Source organism: Novipirellula galeiformis (assembly GCF_007860095.1).
GTDB classification, from domain to species: domain Bacteria; phylum Planctomycetota; class Planctomycetia; order Pirellulales; family Pirellulaceae; genus Novipirellula; species Novipirellula galeiformis.
In genome coordinates, this window is the sequence record NZ_SJPT01000002.1 from 695,071 (window position 1) to 715,413 (window position 20,343).

At 56.9% G+C, this 20,343-nt stretch carries 8 protein-coding genes; 6 read left to right on the forward strand and 2 right to left on the reverse strand.

What is annotated here, in order from left to right:
- Positions 1-203 precede the first annotated feature (203 nt).
- The 5 genes from Pla52o_RS07635 to Pla52o_RS07655 all read left to right on the forward strand — a co-directional run bounded on the left by Pla52o_RS07635 (position 204) and on the right by Pla52o_RS07655 (position 12,992).
- Positions 204-1,106, forward strand: a complete 903-nt coding sequence (locus Pla52o_RS07635; protein ID WP_146593984.1) for a DUF58 domain-containing protein — start codon at positions 204-206, stop codon at positions 1,104-1,106.
- The gene (locus tag Pla52o_RS07640) at positions 1,103-3,502 is read left to right on the forward strand and encodes a BatA domain-containing protein (protein WP_146593985.1); all 2,400 of its coding nucleotides are present in this window, start codon (positions 1,103-1,105) and stop codon (positions 3,500-3,502) included. Before Pla52o_RS07635 ends, Pla52o_RS07640 begins: the two co-directional genes overlap by 4 nt.
- On the forward strand, positions 3,502-5,958 hold the full coding sequence (locus tag Pla52o_RS07645) for a glutamine amidotransferase (protein WP_146593986.1): 2,457 nt from the start codon (positions 3,502-3,504) through the stop codon (positions 5,956-5,958). Before Pla52o_RS07640 ends, Pla52o_RS07645 begins: the two co-directional genes overlap by 1 nt.
- Positions 5,959-5,961: 3 nt before the next feature.
- Positions 5,962-11,736, forward strand: coding sequence for a hypothetical protein (locus Pla52o_RS07650; protein WP_146593987.1), 5,775 nt, complete (start codon positions 5,962-5,964; stop codon positions 11,734-11,736).
- 140 nt (positions 11,737-11,876) lie between these two features.
- Entirely contained in the window at positions 11,877-12,992 is a 1,116-nt protein-coding gene (locus Pla52o_RS07655; protein WP_146593988.1) for a prenyltransferase/squalene oxidase repeat-containing protein, read from the forward strand.
- Positions 12,993-13,217: 225 nt separating this feature from the next.
- Here the strand turns inward: Pla52o_RS07655 and Pla52o_RS07660 are convergent, their stop codons facing one another.
- Complete coding sequence (locus tag Pla52o_RS07660) at positions 13,218-14,846, reverse strand: PDZ domain-containing protein (RefSeq protein WP_146593989.1); 1,629 nt, start codon at positions 14,844-14,846, stop codon at positions 13,218-13,220.
- Between the two features lie 521 nt (positions 14,847-15,367).
- On the opposite strand from Pla52o_RS07660, the gene Pla52o_RS07665 reads away from it, so the two are divergent.
- A complete protein-coding gene (locus tag Pla52o_RS07665) occupies positions 15,368-16,810 on the forward strand; it encodes a sulfatase-like hydrolase/transferase (protein ID WP_146593990.1) in 1,443 nt (480 codons plus the stop codon).
- Between the two features lie 54 nt (positions 16,811-16,864).
- Here the strand turns inward: Pla52o_RS07665 and Pla52o_RS07670 are convergent, their stop codons facing one another.
- Complete coding sequence (locus tag Pla52o_RS07670) at positions 16,865-20,317, reverse strand: hypothetical protein (protein WP_146593991.1); 3,453 nt, start codon at positions 20,315-20,317, stop codon at positions 16,865-16,867.
- Positions 20,318-20,343 lie beyond the last annotated feature (26 nt).

Sequence of the window (20,343 nt, forward strand, 5' to 3'; positions counted from 1 at the left end):
TTCGGGTAGGCTATTTAGCTGTCAAATCCTGGGCGCATCGCCACGACAACTTCACGATACAATAGACGCACGCTGCTCATCGCCTGTCCTTACCCCGCCAGTGCGGTGTCGCATTGCTTGGGCACTTGCCGTGCGACCGTTTACCCGCGAACTCTCCTGTGAACGGAGGCGTACCGATTTCCAGCTCTCTCGGTTCCAAAGTCATGCGAATCCTCGACCTCGTCACTCCAGGTGAACTTTCCCGTGTCGCCGCACTGCAATTGTTAGCGCGGCAAATCGTCGAAGGTTTCTGCTCGGGACGTCACCGATCGCCCCACAAAGGGTTCAGCGTCGAATTCAAACAGCATCGTCAATACGTCCCCGGCGATGAGTTGAAGAACATCGATTGGAAAGCGTTTGGCAAGAGTGACCGTCTGTACATCCGTGAGTACGAAGAGGAAACCAATCTACGCTGCACGCTACTCGTCGACCGCAGCGGATCGATGCAGTATTGCGGCGAACGTTCCAACGGCTTGAGCAAGGACCAGTACACTCAGCGTCTGGGGGCGTCGCTGGCCTACTTGATGCTCGCCCAACAAGACGCCGCTGGCGTGATCACGTTCGATGACCGACCGCGATCGATCGTGCCGACACGGGGGCGTCCGTCGCATCTTCGCTCGGTCCTCGCCGCGCTCAGCGGTCCACCGCAAGGCCGTGAAACGGACTTGGGAGGAGCGCTCCGCATGTTGGTTCCCAAGTTAGGACGACGGGGATTGGTCGTGATCTTGTCCGATGCGATGGGAGATCTCGAATCGCTGAATCGTTCCTTGGCGCAAATTCGATCTCGAAAGCATGAAGTCGTTTTCTTTCAGATCCTAGATCCAGATGAAGTTGATTTCCCGTTCACCGGGCGCGTGCAGTTTCGCGATCTCGAAGGGATGGCCGAGGATCAAACGGTCGATGCCGTTTCCATTCGCAATGCGTATCTCGAACGACTCGCACAACACAACACACGACTCCGAGACACTTGTCGTCGCCATCGCATTGACCTCGTCTCGATTCGCACCGACCAGCTTTACGACGACGCGTTGCACCAATATGTCTCGCTGCGGAGACAATTGTCATGATGTTGTTAAACGGACTGCTCGCCTTGGGGGCACTCGCGTTCACCATCCCGCTCGCGATCCACCTGCTCTATCGAAGCAAGTTCAAAACGATCCAATGGGGCGCGATGCACCTACTCGAACCCGTCGTGCGGATCAATCGCCGGCGGATTCAATGGATGCACTTGTTGTTGCTATTGGTCCGATGCCTGCTGCCGATCCTGTTAGCGTTTTGTTTATCGTTGCCGCTACTAACGGGATGCCGTGCGCTGCCCGGTGACGTACCGCAAACCCTGGTGATCGTCGTTGACGATTCGTTGAGCATGGCGGCACGAGACGCCTCGGGAGTGTCGCGTATCGAACGCGTCAAGCATGAACTGGCTGACTATTTAACCGGGCTGACACGACGCGACGAGATCATTTGGATCCCAGCAAGTGAAATCCGCACGGCTCCCTCAGTGTCTGGTCGCGGGACCATGGGCACCGCCGACGCACTCGCTCGACTACGAAACTTGGCGGCAACGACGGGACCATTCGATTTGGCCCAGGTGATTCGCGCAGGGATCACCGCGGCCGATCACGGTTCCCATCTCGAACGACGCGTTATGATCGTGTCCGATTTTCAAAGTTGCAATGTCAACGATGCGGCGATCGATGGCCTAAGGACGCTCACGCACGCATCGCCGAGCGACCACGCACCTCCCTTGGTTCAATTTTGGGACGTCGGTGGCGATGCGAGTTCACTCGAAAACGTATCCGTTGATTCCATTGAAACGCTCTCGCCCGCGGTCGTGCCGGATCGGCAAACTCGATTTGCCGCACGGGTTCGAAACGCAAGTGACACCCCCGTCGATAAGGCTCGCGTAAGCTGGGCGTTCAACGGCGTCGCTGTGGAACCAGAGCTGGTTTCAATTCCAGCCCGATCGACGTCATTGGTCCATCACACCGCGGCCCTTTCTAAATCCGGGATCCACGAAATCTCCGTCTCGGTAGACCATCCCGATGCATTGATCGAGGACAACCAAAGAAGCATGGCGGTGGAAGTGATTCGCGAAATCGACGTCGTCTTGGTCGATGGTCAACCGGGCGCCAAGCCGCTCGAAGGGGAAACCGATTATTTGGCGATCGCGTTGAGTCCTTTCGCCTTTGCACACCAAGAGGAGGTCGATGCCGTGCGTGCGTCCGTCATCTCCCCTGCGGAATTGCTGAAACGGATCACTCACGCCCCGCCGAACATCATCGTGTTAGCGAACGTTGCATCGCTGAGCGAAGACCAGCAAACGAAGATCGCCGAATTCGTTTACGCAGGAGGTTCCTTGATTCTGTTTGACGGTCAAAATCTTGACGATGCGACCTATGCCAAGTCATGGAAGTACGGAAGCACGACGATGCCGCTGCCGGCGAAACTTGAGGAGATCGTTGGCGTCCCGTCGGGCGACCGTGACTCCGCGATGCGTTTGGGCGATTTGAACTCTCAGTACACACCATGGTCGCGACTTGCTCCCGCCGAGCAACGCCCTCTCTCAGGAGTGGACGTGCATGCCTATCGAAAGCTTGTCCCGATCACGCCGCGAAACGAACCCAATTCGCAGCAAGAATCCGAACCGGAGTCGGAGCCTCGAGCGGATGCGGAGTCCGTTGTTTTGTTGGTCATGGCCAATGGCGATCCTGTCGTCGTTTCCGCCCAACGTGGTCGTGGGCGAATCGTCCAATTTGCCATCCCTTGCGACGATTCTTGGACATCGCTGCCATTGCGTCGCGTTTACTTACCGATGATGCAGCAACTGACGCTCGATTTGATCGGCAGCGGCAAAGCGACCACCGTGAGCACCGGCGAACCGATGCTGATTTCACTCGACGAGTTTCGCAGCAACCCGCGCCACGAATCCACACCCCAGGATGCCAAGGACGCGAACGTCGTGATTCCGACCGGTCAAGCTAAGTCCGCCCGTGACTCAGAATCAAGCGGTGACGCCGAGCTCGATGTCGAGGCTCCCTTCTTTACCGCCCAGACACCACATTCAAGTGAAGTCAGGATCGAATTGCCTGGGGATTGGCAACGCGATGGCACCGCGCCCCTGCTGTGGACGCAAACCAATCATGCCGGTCTGTATCGATTCCGCCAACTGCGTACCTTGCCAGATGACGTGCAAGTGGTGACCTCGACGATTCGAGTTGCTGAAGTTCCCGCGGAAGAGTCTCAATTACGAGCGACCGAGGGTGACCGCTTGACGGCCGTCGCAGAGATGATCGGAGCCACGCTCCATCGGGATGTCGCTTCGATCCAAGACGCCGAGCAAACACGTCGGTTTGGACGCGAGATTTGGCGTTGGTTCCTGTACGCACTGTTGATCGCGATGGTCTTGGAAATGGTGGTACAGCAGCAACTCGTTCAGAAGAATCGCGGGGGAGTTGTCTAATGGACTTGTTTCCAACGATTCGGTTTGCCGGTGAGATGCCCGCTGGCGTCGTTTTGGCGATCGCGCTAGCGGCGGCGTTCGCGGTGATGTGGTATTACGTTCGTGAAACCCGCACGCTCGCCACTCCCTATTCGTATCTGTTACCGGCCCTTCGCGGCGCCGCGGTCGCATTGGTCATTTTCATTTTAGCCGGTCCGGTTTGGCATCGGCGTCAAGTCATTGGCACGCTGGGCAAAGTGACGTTCGCGATTGACGCTTCGGCGAGCATGTCGGTCACCGACAGCACCAACTTTGAGCCCTCCGAATCGCGACTTCGCCGGGCAACGCGACTTTTGGAGGGAACACCTGAAAATCCCGGCTGGGTCCCACAACTCAGCGAAACCCATGAGATCGACGTGATCGCCTACAGCTCGGGAACGCCGGTCCGGTTGTGGTCCAGTGGCGACGAAGAGTCTCTAACGGCTTCATTGCATTTAATTGCCGATGGCAACCGTAGCAACTTGGCTTCGGCGATCACATCGATGGCTACCGAAGTGAATTCGGAGGTGCTCAGTGGAGACGCTAAGCCGAGTGCTAACGCAGAATCGGATCACGATTCGAGTGACGAGTCCGAAACCGCAAATGCGGCTGAAAATTCGCAGACGCAAACCCGTTCGGCCTTGGTGATCATGACCGAGGGACGGCACAACTTGGGGCCTTCGCCGGTCGACGCTGCCCGGCGGGTTGGATCAACGGCGATGCAGGTGGTGACATTGGGGATCGGATCCGAAGACGAACCTAGCGACATTGGTATCTCTCAAGTGCTCCGCCCCGACACGGTGGCTGCGGACGGAAAGCTAACCGGAAAGTTGATCGTCAAGCAATTTGGGATGAGCGGTCGACCGCTGGGATTGCGGATTGAACATCGCGGGGAAACGGTTTGGCAGCAGCGAATCGCTCCCGACGTCGAGGGAGACACCGAAGTGCCTTTTGACTTTGATGTCGAACCCTTGGTCAAGGCGTTGCAAAACGAGTCCATTCGAGGTGTCAGTCGTAGCGCGGTGGTATTGGATTTGCGTGCGGTGATCGATGGGGCCCCCGAATCGGACCATCCCCGCAATGATTTGGCGACAAACCAAAACATCATGACTCAAAACAATTCGATGTCGTTCCGCGTTGCCGCCTCGACACGGGATCGCCGGTTATTGATTCTTGATGGCTCGAGTCGTTGGGAAACACGCTACTTGCATAATTTGTTTGATCGTGACCCGGCCTGGCAAGTCGACCTGGTGTTGTATGGACCGGGCACCGACACCGCGACCGTACAACGGGGCGACCAAGCGGGTCAATTCCCTGCCACGGGGGAAGCGATAGCGAAATACGACGCCATTATTTTGGGCGAGGTGCCGGCGGAACAAATCAATTCAACTGATGTGATGTTGCTACGACAATTTGTCAGTCGTGGGGGTGGGTTAGTCGTTGTCGATGGACGCTACGACCGATTGCGTCCCCTCGTGCAAACTCAATTGTCGGATCTCGTTCCCGTTACGTATCCAAACGATACAGGCGTAATCGACGGTGGCAAATTGGAGCCTCGCGGGGTGGGGTTGGAACATCCAATGATGTTGCTACGCCCCTCCGCAGGAACGGACATCGGTGAAGTCGTTGATCAGTGGAACCGTTTACCCGAGCCGATTTACGTCAACAAGGTCGAGGCCCAAGCCGGCGCTGAAGTTTGGGCCCAGGTCCGCCAACGTGGCGACGACGCGTCGCCATGGTTGGTCACCCGATTGTACGGTGCAGGTCGCGTCTTCTATTTTGCTTCGGACCAAACGTGGCGATGGCGTTATAAGTTGGCCGATGAGCTGCACGCTCGGTTTTGGAACCAAGTACTCAGCGCCGTGATGCAACCGCCCTATTCGGCGAGCGATTCGTTTGTCGCACTCGGCACCGATCGTGTGGAGTACGAAGTCGGTGACCGCTCGCTGATCCGTGTGCGGTTACAGGGCCCAAGCGGAAAACCGCTGGGCGACGCCACCGTCGATGCGTTATTGGTGGCCGAGGAACGGGTCGTAGCGACGGTCCCCTTGTCGCTAGAAAACCCCGCACGCGGTACTTACCAGGGACAAACTCCGCCGTTGGAGCAGGGCGAATTTGAAATCCACATTCGAGCAAGCGGTTTCGATGCGAGTGCCCTTCAAGCGACCACGCCAATTTGGGTAGGCACGCCCGATCACGCCGAACTTCGACGCGTCGGATTGGACAAGAACGCCTTGGTTCAGATCGCCCAGGCAGGCAAGGGCAGGTATTACCATGAATCATCGGCCGAGGAGTTGCTTGAGAACTTGAAACCGCTTTCGAGTGGCTCGGTGATTGAGTCCGATGTTTTGATCTGGCAGTCTTTCTATTGGTTTTGGTTGGTCATCGCGTTGTTGACTGCAGAGTGGTTGTTACGCAAACGAGCTGGATTGGTGTAAACGATGTCGACGGCGAACCGCTCTTGCACAAATCATCTAGAACTTGACCCTACGACCGCGGCGACCTTGCAAGCGTTCGCGCGGCGACGTCGTTGGTTGATCGTGCTGCGTTGTATCGCGATTACGGTCGTCGCATTTATCGCTGCCCTAATTGCCGTAGCAATCGCGGACTACCTATGGTTGCTTCCCGATGCGGTCCGCATGACGCTGACGCTCGCCGCTTACCTAGTTACCGCCACGGTGTTGTGGTTCTTTGGCTTACGCCATTTGCATCACGATGACCCACAGGAGTTGGCTCGCCAATTTGAAACCAACGCACCGACGGTGCGTGACGACTTGCTCTCGGCGGTCGAGCTTGCCAATCCCGAATTTGCCAACGGATCCCCTGAACTTCAAAGCCGGTTGCAAAACTCGGTGGGACGTCGACTCCAAAAAATCGACATCCGTGGATTATTGCCGATCACGATGATTCGGAAGTGGTTGGTGTCGGGGGTGGTGGTGATCGTCGTTTGTGTTCTCTTGATGCTGATTCCTTCGTTTCAGTTTGGCCGGCGTTTGGCCCGCGCGATGTTACCGATAGCTTCTATTGAACGCGCCTCCAAGGTTCAATTGACCATTGTCGAGCCCGCGCCGCCAACGCAGTATGTCGCCGAAGGAGACGCGGTCGCCGTCGTCGTTGCCGTCACGGTGCCCGGCCCCGAGCAACTGCGATCTTCACAATCCGACACGAGTGGAGCTTATTCCGACGAGGTCCTATTACAGTGGGTCGTCGAGAACGAATCGTTCGAAACTCCGATGTTAGCCCGGACGGCGCGATTCGTGGCGGACTCGGACGACTCGACTCAAGTTACCGACTCCGGTTCACGTCCGAACGTCTTTGCCGCCAACTTGTCGATCAAAAACAAACCGGTTCAGTACCGTGTTCTTAGCGGCGACGCCGTGACGCTTTGGCATACGCTTACACCGCTGCCGCGACCACGCGTCGCCTCGTTTGAGAAACGCTATGAGTTCCCTGAGTATGCAGCCCTGGAAGATATTACCGAGACCGCCGATCATGGCGATTTGACAGCGATTGCTGGGACGATGGCTCATTTGACGGTGCGATTCGACCAACCGGTGCATTCCCCAGTGTTGCGTTATGGTAACAAAGGGGTTTCGCTCGACTTGCAACCACTCGCTGCGGATGAGATGACGTTCACGGTCGCGTTGCCGATTCAAACCCCCGGCAATTACCAAATCGATGCGATAAGTATCGAATCCCAACTCGACAACCCGTTTAGCCCCCAGTATTCGATCACGCCGATTCTCGATGGCCCGCCGGTGGTTCGTTGGGGCGAGGAAGTGAAAGCAACAAGTCTCGCGTCGCCGCTGGACGTGCTCGCGCTGAGTGCATCCATTGAAGACGACCTGCCGATCGAGCAGGTATTTTTGGAATTTGTCATCAATGGATCGGAGCCATCGAAGTTTGAAATCGACATCCAATCCGCTGCCAAAACCCTTTCGCCGCTCTGGAACTGGGATTTGATGCAGCGCAATGACGCCCCCAGCCAAGCCCAGGCGTTGGTGCAAAACGACATCCTGCAATTGCGTGTCGTCGCACTCGATCGCAAAGGCCAACGTGGCGAATCACGTGTCGTCGAGGTGTTGATCGTCGATGAGGGTTTTTCGCAATCAAGGCAAGACCATTTGGATGTGCTGCATGACATCGTTGGCGACACGGTGGGTTGGCTCTCCGATGCACAAACGTTGATCGCTGGATTGCGTAAGTTTGCCTCCGAAACGGAGTCCAATGATCTCCCAAAAGCAACGCGGGAGTCACTGCGTGATAGCGCCGTCACATTGGGCGAAGAAAAAGATCAATTGCTTGAACGAATCAAAGCCGGGCTTCCCCAGAGCCAAAATCCCGTTGAAGCGACATGCCTTGAACGCGTCGGACTCTGCGTCATTGATTTGCAATCCAAGATCGACGGTGCGGTTGCGAGCTTCACCGAAGCCTCCCCCACGCCCGATGACGCGCCCGATGACACAGCCAATCGGGCGCGTCGTGAGCAGTTGAGCCAAATCGATAAACAACTCGGCAACGCCGACACCCAATGTTCACGGGTCGATGAGTTTGCTCGCTCATTACTCGCTCATCATAGCAATGTGGGTGTGTTGACCGACGCGGTAGCCCTGCTACGAAGTGTGAACCCAATCGCCGAGGAAGGCTCGTCGGTTGCGATTGAACTGTACAAGCGTTATGTCAACGTCGCCATCGCCCGCATGAAGACGATTGACGCGTTGATCGATCGTCATCAAACACTAATGCCCGAAGCTCATCGCAAGCACCTCGGCAACTGGGATGATTTCTCCAGCCTGTGGCAAATTCGCTTGGGCAATACGATCGAAGATCCGCCGGGCAAGGACAACTTGCGGGCGTTGATGCGACAATACGCTGACGAGTTGCGAAGCCGAGTGCAAAGCAACATCGTGGACCAGCGTCTCGGCGGTCAACTGAATCGACTGCTCCGAGAACTGGACGATCGGCGGCAAGCGGCTGAGGAGCAACTCCGCAGCGCGAACCAGGATGGACGCACCGCGAACAAGCTAAGTCAAGAGCTTGAATCGATTGACGATGCCAATCAAGCGATTGCGACGACACGCCAATGGAAAGAGAAACAATCCGCGTACGAATTCACGGTGGCTGACGTACTCTCGCGTCTCGGTCAAGAGGAAGCTCTGCATCGCACGCGGCCGATCGTAGACCTCCGGTATGCCGCAGATATAACGTTGTTTCGCCGCGCGGTCGAGAACGTCACTTCCGATGGTTACGTTGACTACAAAGAGGAACCGATCGGCGAGGTCCACGAGAAACTGGCGGCCGCATTCGCGCTGATTCATGCTGCTCATGAGGTGCCGCTTCTGCGAACCGAACTCGAGTCGCTGCGATTGGCAGAAAACCGGCTTGAGTTCTATGCCGAAGCGAGAATTGAATCTCCGTTGTGGATCGAACGCTTTGTATCCGGGCTGGACACCGCAACCAAACGTCTGAGGGCCGCCGGGGTCCCTTCCTCCATCGCCAATGACCTCGGTCGCTGTGCCACCAGCGATTCCATTCGTCAAGCCAGCGAGCGAATCCGTCAACGTCGCTGGGACGAAAAAGCGATCGTATCCACCTCCGTATGGCTACGTTCGGCGCTGGTGGAACTCGACGCGGCGATTGAACCTCTGACTCCCCTTGTCGAGGAAGCACGCAACGTCATCCTCCGCTACGTGCCAACGATCACGGAACAAGCACACCAAGCGGCGGAGAAAGCTGCTGCGGCGGAACAGCGAATCAAACAACGAGAGAATGCATCGCCGGAGACCACCGAAACGTTAGCCGAACAGCAACAAGACGCTGAACAAGCGGCATCCGACACCCTCCAGGCATTGGCCGATCGTGCCAATAACGTCGACCTTACCAACGCACAGGAACGTGCACTCGCTCGCGACGCAGATGCGGCGTCGGCACAGATAGCGGATGCGTTAAAACGAGCTCAACAACAAATGGACACCGCCGCGAGCGCGGCTGCCGAAGCCGCTCGCAGCGAACGGCTCGATCAGACAGCCCAAGCGCTCGCGGACTTAAAGGATGCCCTTCAGCAGACGGCGGAACATTTCGAGCGTGCGGACGAACGCGCGGATGTGACCGCATCACGGGAACAATTGCGTGCCGCAGAACGAGAGCTCCAAATCGCAGAGGAGTTACAGCGACAGTTCGAGCAAGCCGAATCATTAGCGAACGCCGCAAACCAATCGCCCCAGGAACTGATGCGCCAGCTCGAGCGGGAGCTCAAGCGAAACGCACTGATGCAGCAAGAACTTTCAGAGATCGCGACCAATGCCGCCCAATCCGCCGCCGCCACTCTCCAGCAAGCGGCCCAGTCGGAACGTCAAATCAACAAAAGCTTGGAACGTTCCGACCCCAAGATCCAAGAGCAAAAGAAGCTGATGCAGCAGGAGATGTCCGCGATCGCTGACAAAATTGATTCGGTGCGTAATTCCCTTTTGAACCCGAGCGAGCGAGCTGCAAACTTGGGCAAACAACCGCAACTGCGAAAGGAAGTCGCACAATTACAAAAGGATCTGGAGACCGCAGCTCGAACGGCCCGTGAGCCATCGTATGGGGATCCCTTGATGTCCGACCTCCATCAATCCAGCAAGCAAGCGTCCCAGGCGATTGAGTCATCAAAACAAGCAATCGAACAGGCAGAAAAACTAGCCAAAACCGCGGCAGCCGAAGTGTTCAGTGACAACAAGCAACAACTGCAGAATCTGCAACGGCAAGCCAGCCAACTACAAAAAGAGTCTCGGGATCGCCGTGCCCAAGATGCCAGCCGACTACGCGGGCAATGGGACAAAGCCGAGAACGAGGCGAAAGCGAGGGGGCGTGAGGCAATGCAACAAAAACGTGAGGCAGAGAGACTACAAAGCAATGCCCAGAAGGAGCTCGCTAAGAACAAAGACAATGCCGGACAACAGCAACAGCTCGCCCGAGCCGAGGAACGGATCGCGATGGCAAAATCGGCAGTGGACGCGGCCGCCCAATCCGAAGCGGTTGCAAAGCAGCGGAAACAACAAGCCGAGGCTAACAAGAATGAGATCAACCGCGAGAAGAGTGAGTCCCTTGATCAAGCCAACCCGGCCGCGCAAGCGGCCGAACGAATGACTGCACAAGCCAAGGAACAACTGAATCACATCGAACAACAACTCAAGGGCATGGCGGAGCAATCCGCAACGATGGAGGCATTGAACGCCTCGACCGAGGCAACCCAGAGCGCCGAGCGAACCCAAGCTGAGATCACCAAGCAAACCGAAAGTGCCGCTGAGCAATTGGAACGCGCCGCACGCCACGAAGAACGCCTTGGTAAACATGCCGCCGCTCAAGCGTTAAAGCAAGCGGCCGATTCGGTAGATAAAAATGCGGTGGCGAGCGCTGCCGAGGCGCACCAAGTCGTAGAGGCCGCCAGCACTGAAAAGGCAAAATCCGCCGTAGCCAACCAAAAGGTGGCCGAAGCGTCCGCGCGGATCCAAGCAGAGGCAGAGCGGATTTCAGGTGTGATCAACCAAACCTCGCCCCTCGCATCGCCCGATAGCGAACCCATCACTGATTCGCCTTCGGCAACGCCATCGGGGCAACCCTCTTCGCCTGCGTCAGCGGCACCGGCGGCCAATTCGCCAGAAGCCCGAGCGCGGCAATTGGCGCAAACACTTGACGAACTCGATCAAGGGATGGCGGAAAACGCGGAGTCAAGCAAGAACGCCGGACCAAGTCAATCCGGAGAAGAACAATCCGCGGAGGGTCAAGCATCCGAGCAGGGCGTCTCGTCGGAGTCGGCCCAAGCGGCCAGCGATTCGAAATCCGGTCCAGGCCAATCTCCATCGGCGGGCGAGATGTCGCCCACCGTGAAGGCAGCAATGCAGCAACAAGCACAAAACATGGCCAAGCAGCGACAAAGCCAAGTCAACGCGGCTCAGCAAGGCCACAAACCAAATCCAAGTGAATCGATGCCCAGTTCATCCCCCAATAGCGAGAGCGTTGCGTCGTCCAACGGAATCGCCGATAGCGAGTCGATCGATACGAAGAACCAAGACCGAACCGGTTCGTCATGGGGACAACTTCGTCAACGACGTACCGACGACGCCAACGAACCGGAAACCAGTTTAGGGGCCCCCGAGTACCAACAGCAAATCGAAGCCTATTTTCAAGCTGTCGCCCGCCGAGCTGCAGAAAAGGCATCGACGCCCGAGCGATAAACGATAAACGAGAGATTCCGCCCGCATCGCCTCCGCGACACACCCCCTTTGTTCCATTCGTTACCTCTGTCCTCTCAATAATCCAACGCGTGCGATTACAGTGGCTGTGATCGCAGCGGAAACGAACTCCCTAACGACCGATGACATCATTCTCACTCAACCGTCGCAGGCTGCTTCAAAACGCGATCGCAGCTGCATGCCTGCCCATCATCAGCCATCGTCTGGGCGAGCGGAACTGCATTGCCGACGAACCGCTTAGCACCCTCTACATACCTGACGACATCGATCGCGCCGTCAAAAAGGGGGTTCAATACCTTGCCGACACGCAACGAGATACAGGGGCTCTCGCCGATCGCAATCATCACGTCACCATGACGTCGCTTGCGATCATGGCCATGGCATCGATTGGAACGCAACCGGGCGACGAGTCTGAATGGGGGCAAGTGATGCAGCGTGCGATCGACTTTGTGTTGACGCCTAAGCATCAAGACGACACAGGTTACTTCGGCAAATCCGATGGCTCCCGAATGTACGGCCATGGAATCATCACCCTGATGCTCACCGAAGTGCTCGGCATGGGAGCATCGATCGACCAAAACACTCGCATCCACAAAGCTTTAGTGCCCGCACTCAAGCTGATTTTGGCCGCACAGAAAGTGAGCAAGCCGCAAACGCATCAAGGAGGATGGCGTTACGAGCCGCGCAGTACGGACTCGGATCTTAGCGCATCGGTTTGGCAATTGATGGCGTTGCGTTCGGCAAAAAACGATGGAGTCGATGTCCCGGGCGAAGCAATCGACCAGGCGGTGAAGTACTTAGAAGCCTCCTACACCTCACCACGCCGATCGCGACGTGGCACAGGCGAAGTCAGTGGTTTTAGCTACACTCCGGGCACCCACCAAGCGACATTCACGATGACCTCGGCCGGCTTGCTGGCGATGCAGGTTTGTGGTTTGTACGATTCTCCGATGGTTGCGGGGGCGGCGGAGTGGTTGATGCAGAACCCACCGCAAGTCAACGAACGCTATTTCTTTTACGGGATCTACTACTACGCCCAAGGGATGCACCAAGTCGGTGGCAAGCACGCGGAGACGGCCGCCGGTTTGGTCCCAAAGTTGTTGCTCGACACTCAACATCAGGACGGTTTCTGGAAACCCCAGAGGGAAGAGAACAGCTATGGACAGGTTTACGCGACCGCGTTGGCGGTGCTCAGCTTGAGCGTCCGCTATCACTACCTGCCGATCTACCAACGCTAGAGATGCGACGTCGTACGACGCTCATGTTGGTTTGATACAACCGCCGGTTCATGCATGGTTGGTGGCGTCTCAACCAGCGTGATCCGCTGCCCTCACACGTTGCGGCGTTCGATGCGTTTCAAGGATGAAACAAGCTTGTGCGGGCAGCACGCGTCCCCGGCCAAAGGACGCTGTTCCTCGCCGTTGTCTCTCGCTCGGCTAACTCGTTTCGATCAAGCGTTTCGCTCAATTCACGCCCGTTTCCACCGTCAACGAATCCGATAGCGTGCGTGGTCCGGTGGGCGGATTGCCACGATAGGGGTCAGCGTTCACGGCGAAACGGAACGCTTGAGGTCGCATGTTTTGTTGGCCACGCAAGCTGTTCAACACGCTGCTTGCAGTATTCCCTGGATTGGCCAGGATCGCCATTTTCCGCTGCTGGAAGTACGCATTCGAATTTTGCGAAACCGTATTCAGAAACGCATCCCAATCGGAATCCTTGTTGATTCGTTGACACAAGTTATAGGTGAACCAACCTCCAAGACTTGACGTGAACCAGCTGAACTCATCACGGGAACTCGCGCTGATGTCGATTTCGCCACGATTGAACAACAGAAGTCTTTCTAGCGGCGTAAAGTCGTTGATCCGCGTCTGAGTCATCCGCTGTTCCAACACGCTACGTGGCCGAGCGATGGATTGGACATTGCATGTGTCGGTGATCAACGTGGTCAGCCGTGTTCCTTTGCGACGCAACCGATCCCATAGTTCGTGGCGCATCAGATCTCCGCTGGGGATTTGAAAGAAATGACCTTGCGATGGATCATTGAACCCGGCTCGCGCGGGATCATAGGCGCCGTGTCCCAAGTAGTAACAAAAGAGCGTGTCGTTGGGCGAGGTTTGGATGGAGTTGACCGCACGAATGATCGCGGTTGCATTACACTCCGGTCCAGTGATCTCTCGGAAGCTGCCAACAAACTCGGGTGCAATGGCGGTCTGAATCTGGGTGGACAATGCGTCGACGCTTCGTGAAATCGCCTCGCCGATACTTTGATCTTCAGTCAAGCCGCAAATCAAAACATGAATCTTTCGGTCCCCGTTCGTGAGGGGAACACCCGAATTGACCAACACGGCTTGGGCGCGAAGGGGAACGAGTCGACCGGTGTTGATGTCACGCAGCGTCAGGTTGACGAAGCCTCCTGTCGCTCGGGCCTGCTCCATCAGTTGGAAGAATTGGGGGAAGCTTTGAACGGGAACGCCATTGAGCGAAGTCAGCACGTCACCCACTTCCGCCCATGTGATTGCACCATCGCGGTTGGTTAGTTTTGTCAGCGGGCCATTGGGCGTGATTTGATCAATGCGAATTCCACCGGGAACCTCCATGCCGCGGAATTGCAGGCGATACACCATCGCGTCGTCCAGATTGGGCCGATTGGCGATGTGAACGAGGTCCCCTTGGGCGCTCCAATGAATCCGTCGGCCCGAATTGACATCCATGATGGTGAGCATCACACGCCCTTGATTCGGTTTGGATCGATCCATTGCTCGATAGTAGTCATCCATCGAATTCAACGGGACACCATCGACGGCGGTGATCACATCTCCGACCTCCAAAATGCCTCGTCGGTTGGAACCGTCGGTACGCGTGATCCGTGTTGCCGGTCCATTGGGAGTGACCGAATCCACCACGAGCCCGAGTCCAGGTTGGGCGTGAGCCATAAATCCTAGACGGTAAGTCTCGGAGACGATCCGGGTGCCCGGCGCCGTGTCATCGAACTGCGCTGTATCGACTTGCACCGCTTGCGGTTGAGCCCGAACGTCACTTGGCCAGACGAGCGCGGCTAGGACTAACATCCACAGGTAACGAGAGCGGTTCATGGCAAACGACCTCTACAATCCGGATGGGGGGGGTGGTGTTTGTGTTATATCTCCTGAAAATTTTCCAGTCAAACGATTCGTTCGGACGGATGCCAGGCAGTCAACAACCGCGTTGCTGGCAAAACGATACGCATCCTGCACTACGAAACGCCGTCACGACTGCGGCGAAAGCCGACGCAAAGAATGTTGGTCAACGCAGAAGCCCTTTCGAGATGGGGGCCCCTGCGAAAGGCCCGTCTCTTGGCGTCCTTCCCGTTGGGCCCGTCCCGTGGGGCCCGTCTCGTGGAGCCCTTCCCGTGGAGCCCGTCCCGATGGTCGGGGGATTGCCCCTTCGTATCGGTCACCAAGATTGCGTTATAAACGGTTCGGAGAGCGGTTGGCGGTGATTGAACGGGGGGTGCCGATCGTTGTTTTGCGATGGGGTGATGCGATGATCCACAACTTGATGACGACTGCAGCCCCCTCTATGCTCAGCGTTTTAAATTTGGATTAAGGGCACACGCGGTTAGGGAATCGAGATCATGCGAAGGGCAATTTTATGGATCGTTGGCGTTTTAGTGACGGTCCCCACGGTGCTGCAATCGGCCGAACGCCCAAATGTTTTGCTGATCGTCTCGGATGACCAGGGTTACAACGACCTTGGTGAACTCGGCAACGGCATCTTGACTCCGAATCTCGACCGCTTGGCCAAGGAGGGAACACGGCTCACCAACTTTTATGTCGCGTGGCCGGCCTGCACGCCGTCCCGAGCGAGTTTGTTGACGGGACGGTATCCGCAGCGGAACGGGGTTTACGACATGATCCGCAACGAGGCTCCGGATTACGGTCACCGCTATTCCGCCGAAGAATATGCCGTCTCGTTTGAGCGTGTCGGCGGAATGGACGAACGTGAAGTGATTATTCCGGAAGTGCTGAGGTCGGCGGGCTACAAGAACGGGATCTTTGGGAAGTGGGATCTCGGAACGTTGAAGCGATACATGCCCACGTCACGTGGCTTCGATGACTTCTATGGTTTTACCAATACGGGAATCGACTACTTCACGCACGAGCGATACGGGGTGCCGTCGATGGTTCGCAATCTGTCGCCCAGCGAAGCGGACAAGGGAACGTACTGTACCTATTTGTTCGAGCGTGAGGCACTGCGGTTTCTGGGCGAACATGCCTCGCAGGATCCGTTCTTTTTATACGTGCCGTTCAATGCACCGCACAACTCATCGGCCCTCGAGCCGGAAATTCGCTCGTCAGTCCAGGCACCTGAGAAGTTCAAGCAGATGTACCCGCCTGTGAAAGCGGAAACAAGAGTCACAAACAAGTATCGGTACGGGACACCGGCTACCGTGGCCACCGCGGAATCGCGACGTCGGGACTACCGCGCCGCGGTGACGTGCATGGACGCATCGATCGGCAAGTTCATCGATACATTGGAACGCAAGCAGATTCTTGACAACACGATCGTCATCTTCTTTTCGGATAACGGTGGCAGCGGTGGAGCCGACAACGCCCCCTTGCGAGGACGCAAGGGGCAAACATGGGAGGGCGGTATTCGCGTGCCCTGCATCGTACGTTGGCCTGACGGCGGTGTGAAAGCGGGCCACGTCAGTGATCAATTTCTCTCAAGCCTAGAACTGTTGCCGAGTCTCGCCGCGGCGGCCGACACGCCGCTGCCAACGGGCGTCGTCTTGGACGGCTACGATTGGTGGCCTACGCTGCGGGGCGAAGCGTCGTCACCAAGAACCGAAATGTTTTGGAAGCGTCGAGATCTGATCGGAGCACGCGTTGGCAAATGGAAGTGGGTCAAGATGGGCGACGCGGGAGGTCTCTTCGATCTGGAATCCGACATCGCTGAGAAAAAGGATCACTCCAAATCGCATCCTGAAATACTCGCCATGCTGAAAGCACGCTACGCAGACTGGATCAAGGAAATGGAATCCGCGGAGCCACGCGGCCCGTTTCGTGATTTCTAGAGCATCTTCCGTTTTGGCGTAGCGGAGGGGCCAGCCGATGGCATTGGGCGAGGTTCACATTCCGTTGACTTGTGCAGCTGGATCGTACTCCGCGATACTCTTTTTCACTCGGCTGGATTCATCTTGGCTGACGATGATCTCCGAAAGGTAGATCGAAGCTCGCCGAGCGGGCTGAAAATCTTGAACGAGCAATGTTTTTTCAGGGAGTTGAACGACCACACCTGTCAATTGGATGGGGTAGCTGACGATGCCATCTCCGTCAAAACGCCATTGGCTGTTCGCGGGCCAAGGATAAATCCCGCCGGGGTATTGCCCGGGCAGTGGAATGCCGAGATATCGCCAGCCATCAAAGTTGATCCGGCTGAGGCCAAAGAGGTCGTTGGTGTTCCAGTCAGCGTGCTGGTCGGGGTTATACGAATCGAGCATCTCCGGCGGTAGCCAGTCCGCCAACCAACGGTTGCCGCTTTTACCGGGCGCCCCAATCGAGCTCCAACGCTGACCTTTGGCGTCCTCGAAGCGGAAGATAATACGCCCCCAACCGGAGTTGCCATTGACCCAGATGCCGAGCTCCGACGGTTGCCCTTGAAGTGGGATTGGTTTGTTCGCGATCAGCTCCGCATACATCGGCATCGTCGCCTTGCCTCCCTCGATTGATTGGGGAGTGACCTTGATCACATTGTCTCGCCCTTCAAACGTCGGCAGATGTTGAAACTTAAAATCCCCCTTACGGCGAGGTTCCATCGGGTTATAAGCTTCCAATTCGGGGCTGCGTTGATCGCTCACCGTCCAGCTATCCAGAGCATTCATTGGCGAAACAACCGCAGTCGTTCCGCGAGGAGTGGACGCGTAAACCGGCGTGCCGGGCTCGACGCTGCGGATAGTGACGTCACGATCGATCCGCAGGTAGGCCGGCTCGCCAGTGACGGTGATGGTGGCTTTGTTGTCAGTCAGAGGAAGCGAGGTTTCCACCGCTTGCCCATTGATGTAGGCGACGTTGGCGGTGTGATTGAAGGTGAACGTGACGGGGCGTTGACCGTGAATGGTCCAGAGGGCGATCACGCGTTTGCCATCCTTGCGATCAAAAGCGAGGGCATACAGGCTGTCGCTACCCATGTCGAGTTTGTGATCAAAGGTGGCGCCGTCGAGCATCCAGGTGAGTGTCCCCAGTGCAACAGCGGCCGGCTTGGGGTTCACCTCGGGCCACTTGTGCATGATTCCACTGGCGCCCCAGTTACTGAAGTAGTAGCTGTTGGCCATGTCGGTGATCGAGCCGACCCGCAATTGAGGCATCCCCCAACTCATGCCGTGAAGAAGATGGCGTGCGAAGTATGCCGCTTGCGTTTCCAGACTAAGGTTTCCCGGGTTCGTCGAGGGATAATCGATCTCATAACACTGCGCAATTCCTTTTTCGGGATAGCCATAGTGGTCGAGCAATTGGCGATCCATCCAAACGCTAGCGTTGTTGGCGACGATGTCCGGTGGTTGGACTTCCGGAGCCCGGCCGAATACGCCCGCTTCGTTGCCTGCGTTGTCGAATAGTTCTCGAGGGAACCCACGACGCAGGAATTCTTCGCGCAGTGGGATCGGGCCGTTGCCGATGTTGATCGTCACCGTTGGATCATGCGCCCGCATCCGCTTTGCCGACTCCACAGCCAATTCATACATTGCATCCCAGCGTTTGCGTTCTTCCTCATTCAATTTGTAGGGTTCACGATCGGTGAATAGGTCTGGCACACGGGTAACGTGGCCGGCCGAGATCGAGTCTTCGTGAAAGATCAACAAATTCTTGAGCAGGTCCGGGTGCTGGCCGCGCAGCGTTTCGTACTTGGGAATCAGTTCTTCGACTTTGCCACTGCTACGGACCGAGTATTCATTGCCTTTGACGACGCCGTATTGTTGGCGTTTTTCGTGAGGGTAATGGAACATGCCGTAACGAATCCCCAGTTTCTGATACACGGGTCCGGTGAAATCAGGGTCGTCGGCGGTGAGGTGACCGCCACAGAAATCCCAAACACCAACCGGGGATTCATTGTGGTAGGGGCGTTTCACATCGGGCAGTACGGCGAAGCTGGATTGACGCTCGAGTAAACGATTGCCTGACGCGTCAAGCAACTCGATGACGATGTCGTAGTAGCCGCGAATGGTTGCCGGGACCGCTACCGCGACGTGTTTGCTTTGGCCGGCGTCGACCGAACCGGAACGACGAACGTTGATGGTTTCGCCGTTGACGTAGGTGCCGGTGGCGTTCAGCGTGAAGGGTTGGGCATCGGGAGAGATGTTTGTTAGCGCGACATCGAACGTGGGCGTTTGGGATTCCACAAACAGGTGGCCGTTCTGCTTGCTGGTGACTCGCATCTGCAGCGGACTGCGTTCGAAGGTAATCGCCGCGATGCGTACGCCGCTCGGCGGTCCCTGGGGACGCCAACGGAATCGGTTTGCGTCGGGGGTGCGACGCGCCAACCGAATCTCCTTGGTGATCTCAACATCCATCACGACATCGAGAATGTCTTGTGCGAACGCTTTCGACATGTCCACGCGAACGCTTCGCATCGGAGTGTCGTCGTGTCCGTCACGCGGGATCGGGGCGGGAAAATCGTAGCGGACGGCCTGGCCACGGTAGCCGCTGTTGTATCGGCCCGCACGCAGCGTCAGAGTGTTGGAGGTGTTGGGATTGGCGTCAGCCGAAGCTAGCACGTAAGCGGCGGTGTAGTCGGCCACCGGGATCTGGATCATCGGCATTCGCTCATCGCCCAAGAAATACTGGCCCGAGTCGTAACGCTCGTAGTAGCTGCTAGGATTTCGTTTGCCATCGATCCAGTCGGCGTGCTTCAGATCGAGCAGCGAATACCCTTGGTTGGCCAATTCGTAGGGAATCGTTCCGCGTGCGTCGGGAGTGATCGGTGACTGGACCGCCGTGTTCACAGCGGCGGAGAGATCAACGGTGTGGTACCGCCAACTCTCTGTATCAACAAGTGGATGCGTGGCAATGGTGGCGATCGTATCGCCCGCGTCGGCGAGCAACTGCACTGCGATGTCGCCAGCTTGGTTGTCGACGGACGTTTGCCCAATGATTTTGCCTTGCAGGTAGAAACGCAACGAATTCGCTTCGAAAGCAATACGGCACGGGAGCCTTTGGTCACGCCAAGAGCGAGGGGCGATGCCATCCTCTCCAGCGCGGGTGATCGCAATCTGATTGCGTTGCTCAGGCCAATAGGTCAGCCGTGTGCTGGCACTCTTGCTCCATTTTCCATCGCTCCATGTGGCAGCGGTGGTGGAAAGGATTCTCCCATCGGCGTCACGAACGATGGTTACCTTGAGCAGGTTGACCGGCGTGCCGACGTCTTGATGTCGACGCGTCAAAAGGAACTGTAGTGGTTTACCCTGGGAAGCCAATTTCAGGGTCAGGTCGAGCGTTTGTTGTTTGGAGGTTGATAGGTGATAGTCCCATTGCTTGCTGGAGCGGGTGGCTTGCCACACCGGTTGGTTGCCCTCAGCAGGTCGCGCCACAGTGGTTGTCGAACAAAGAAACAGCG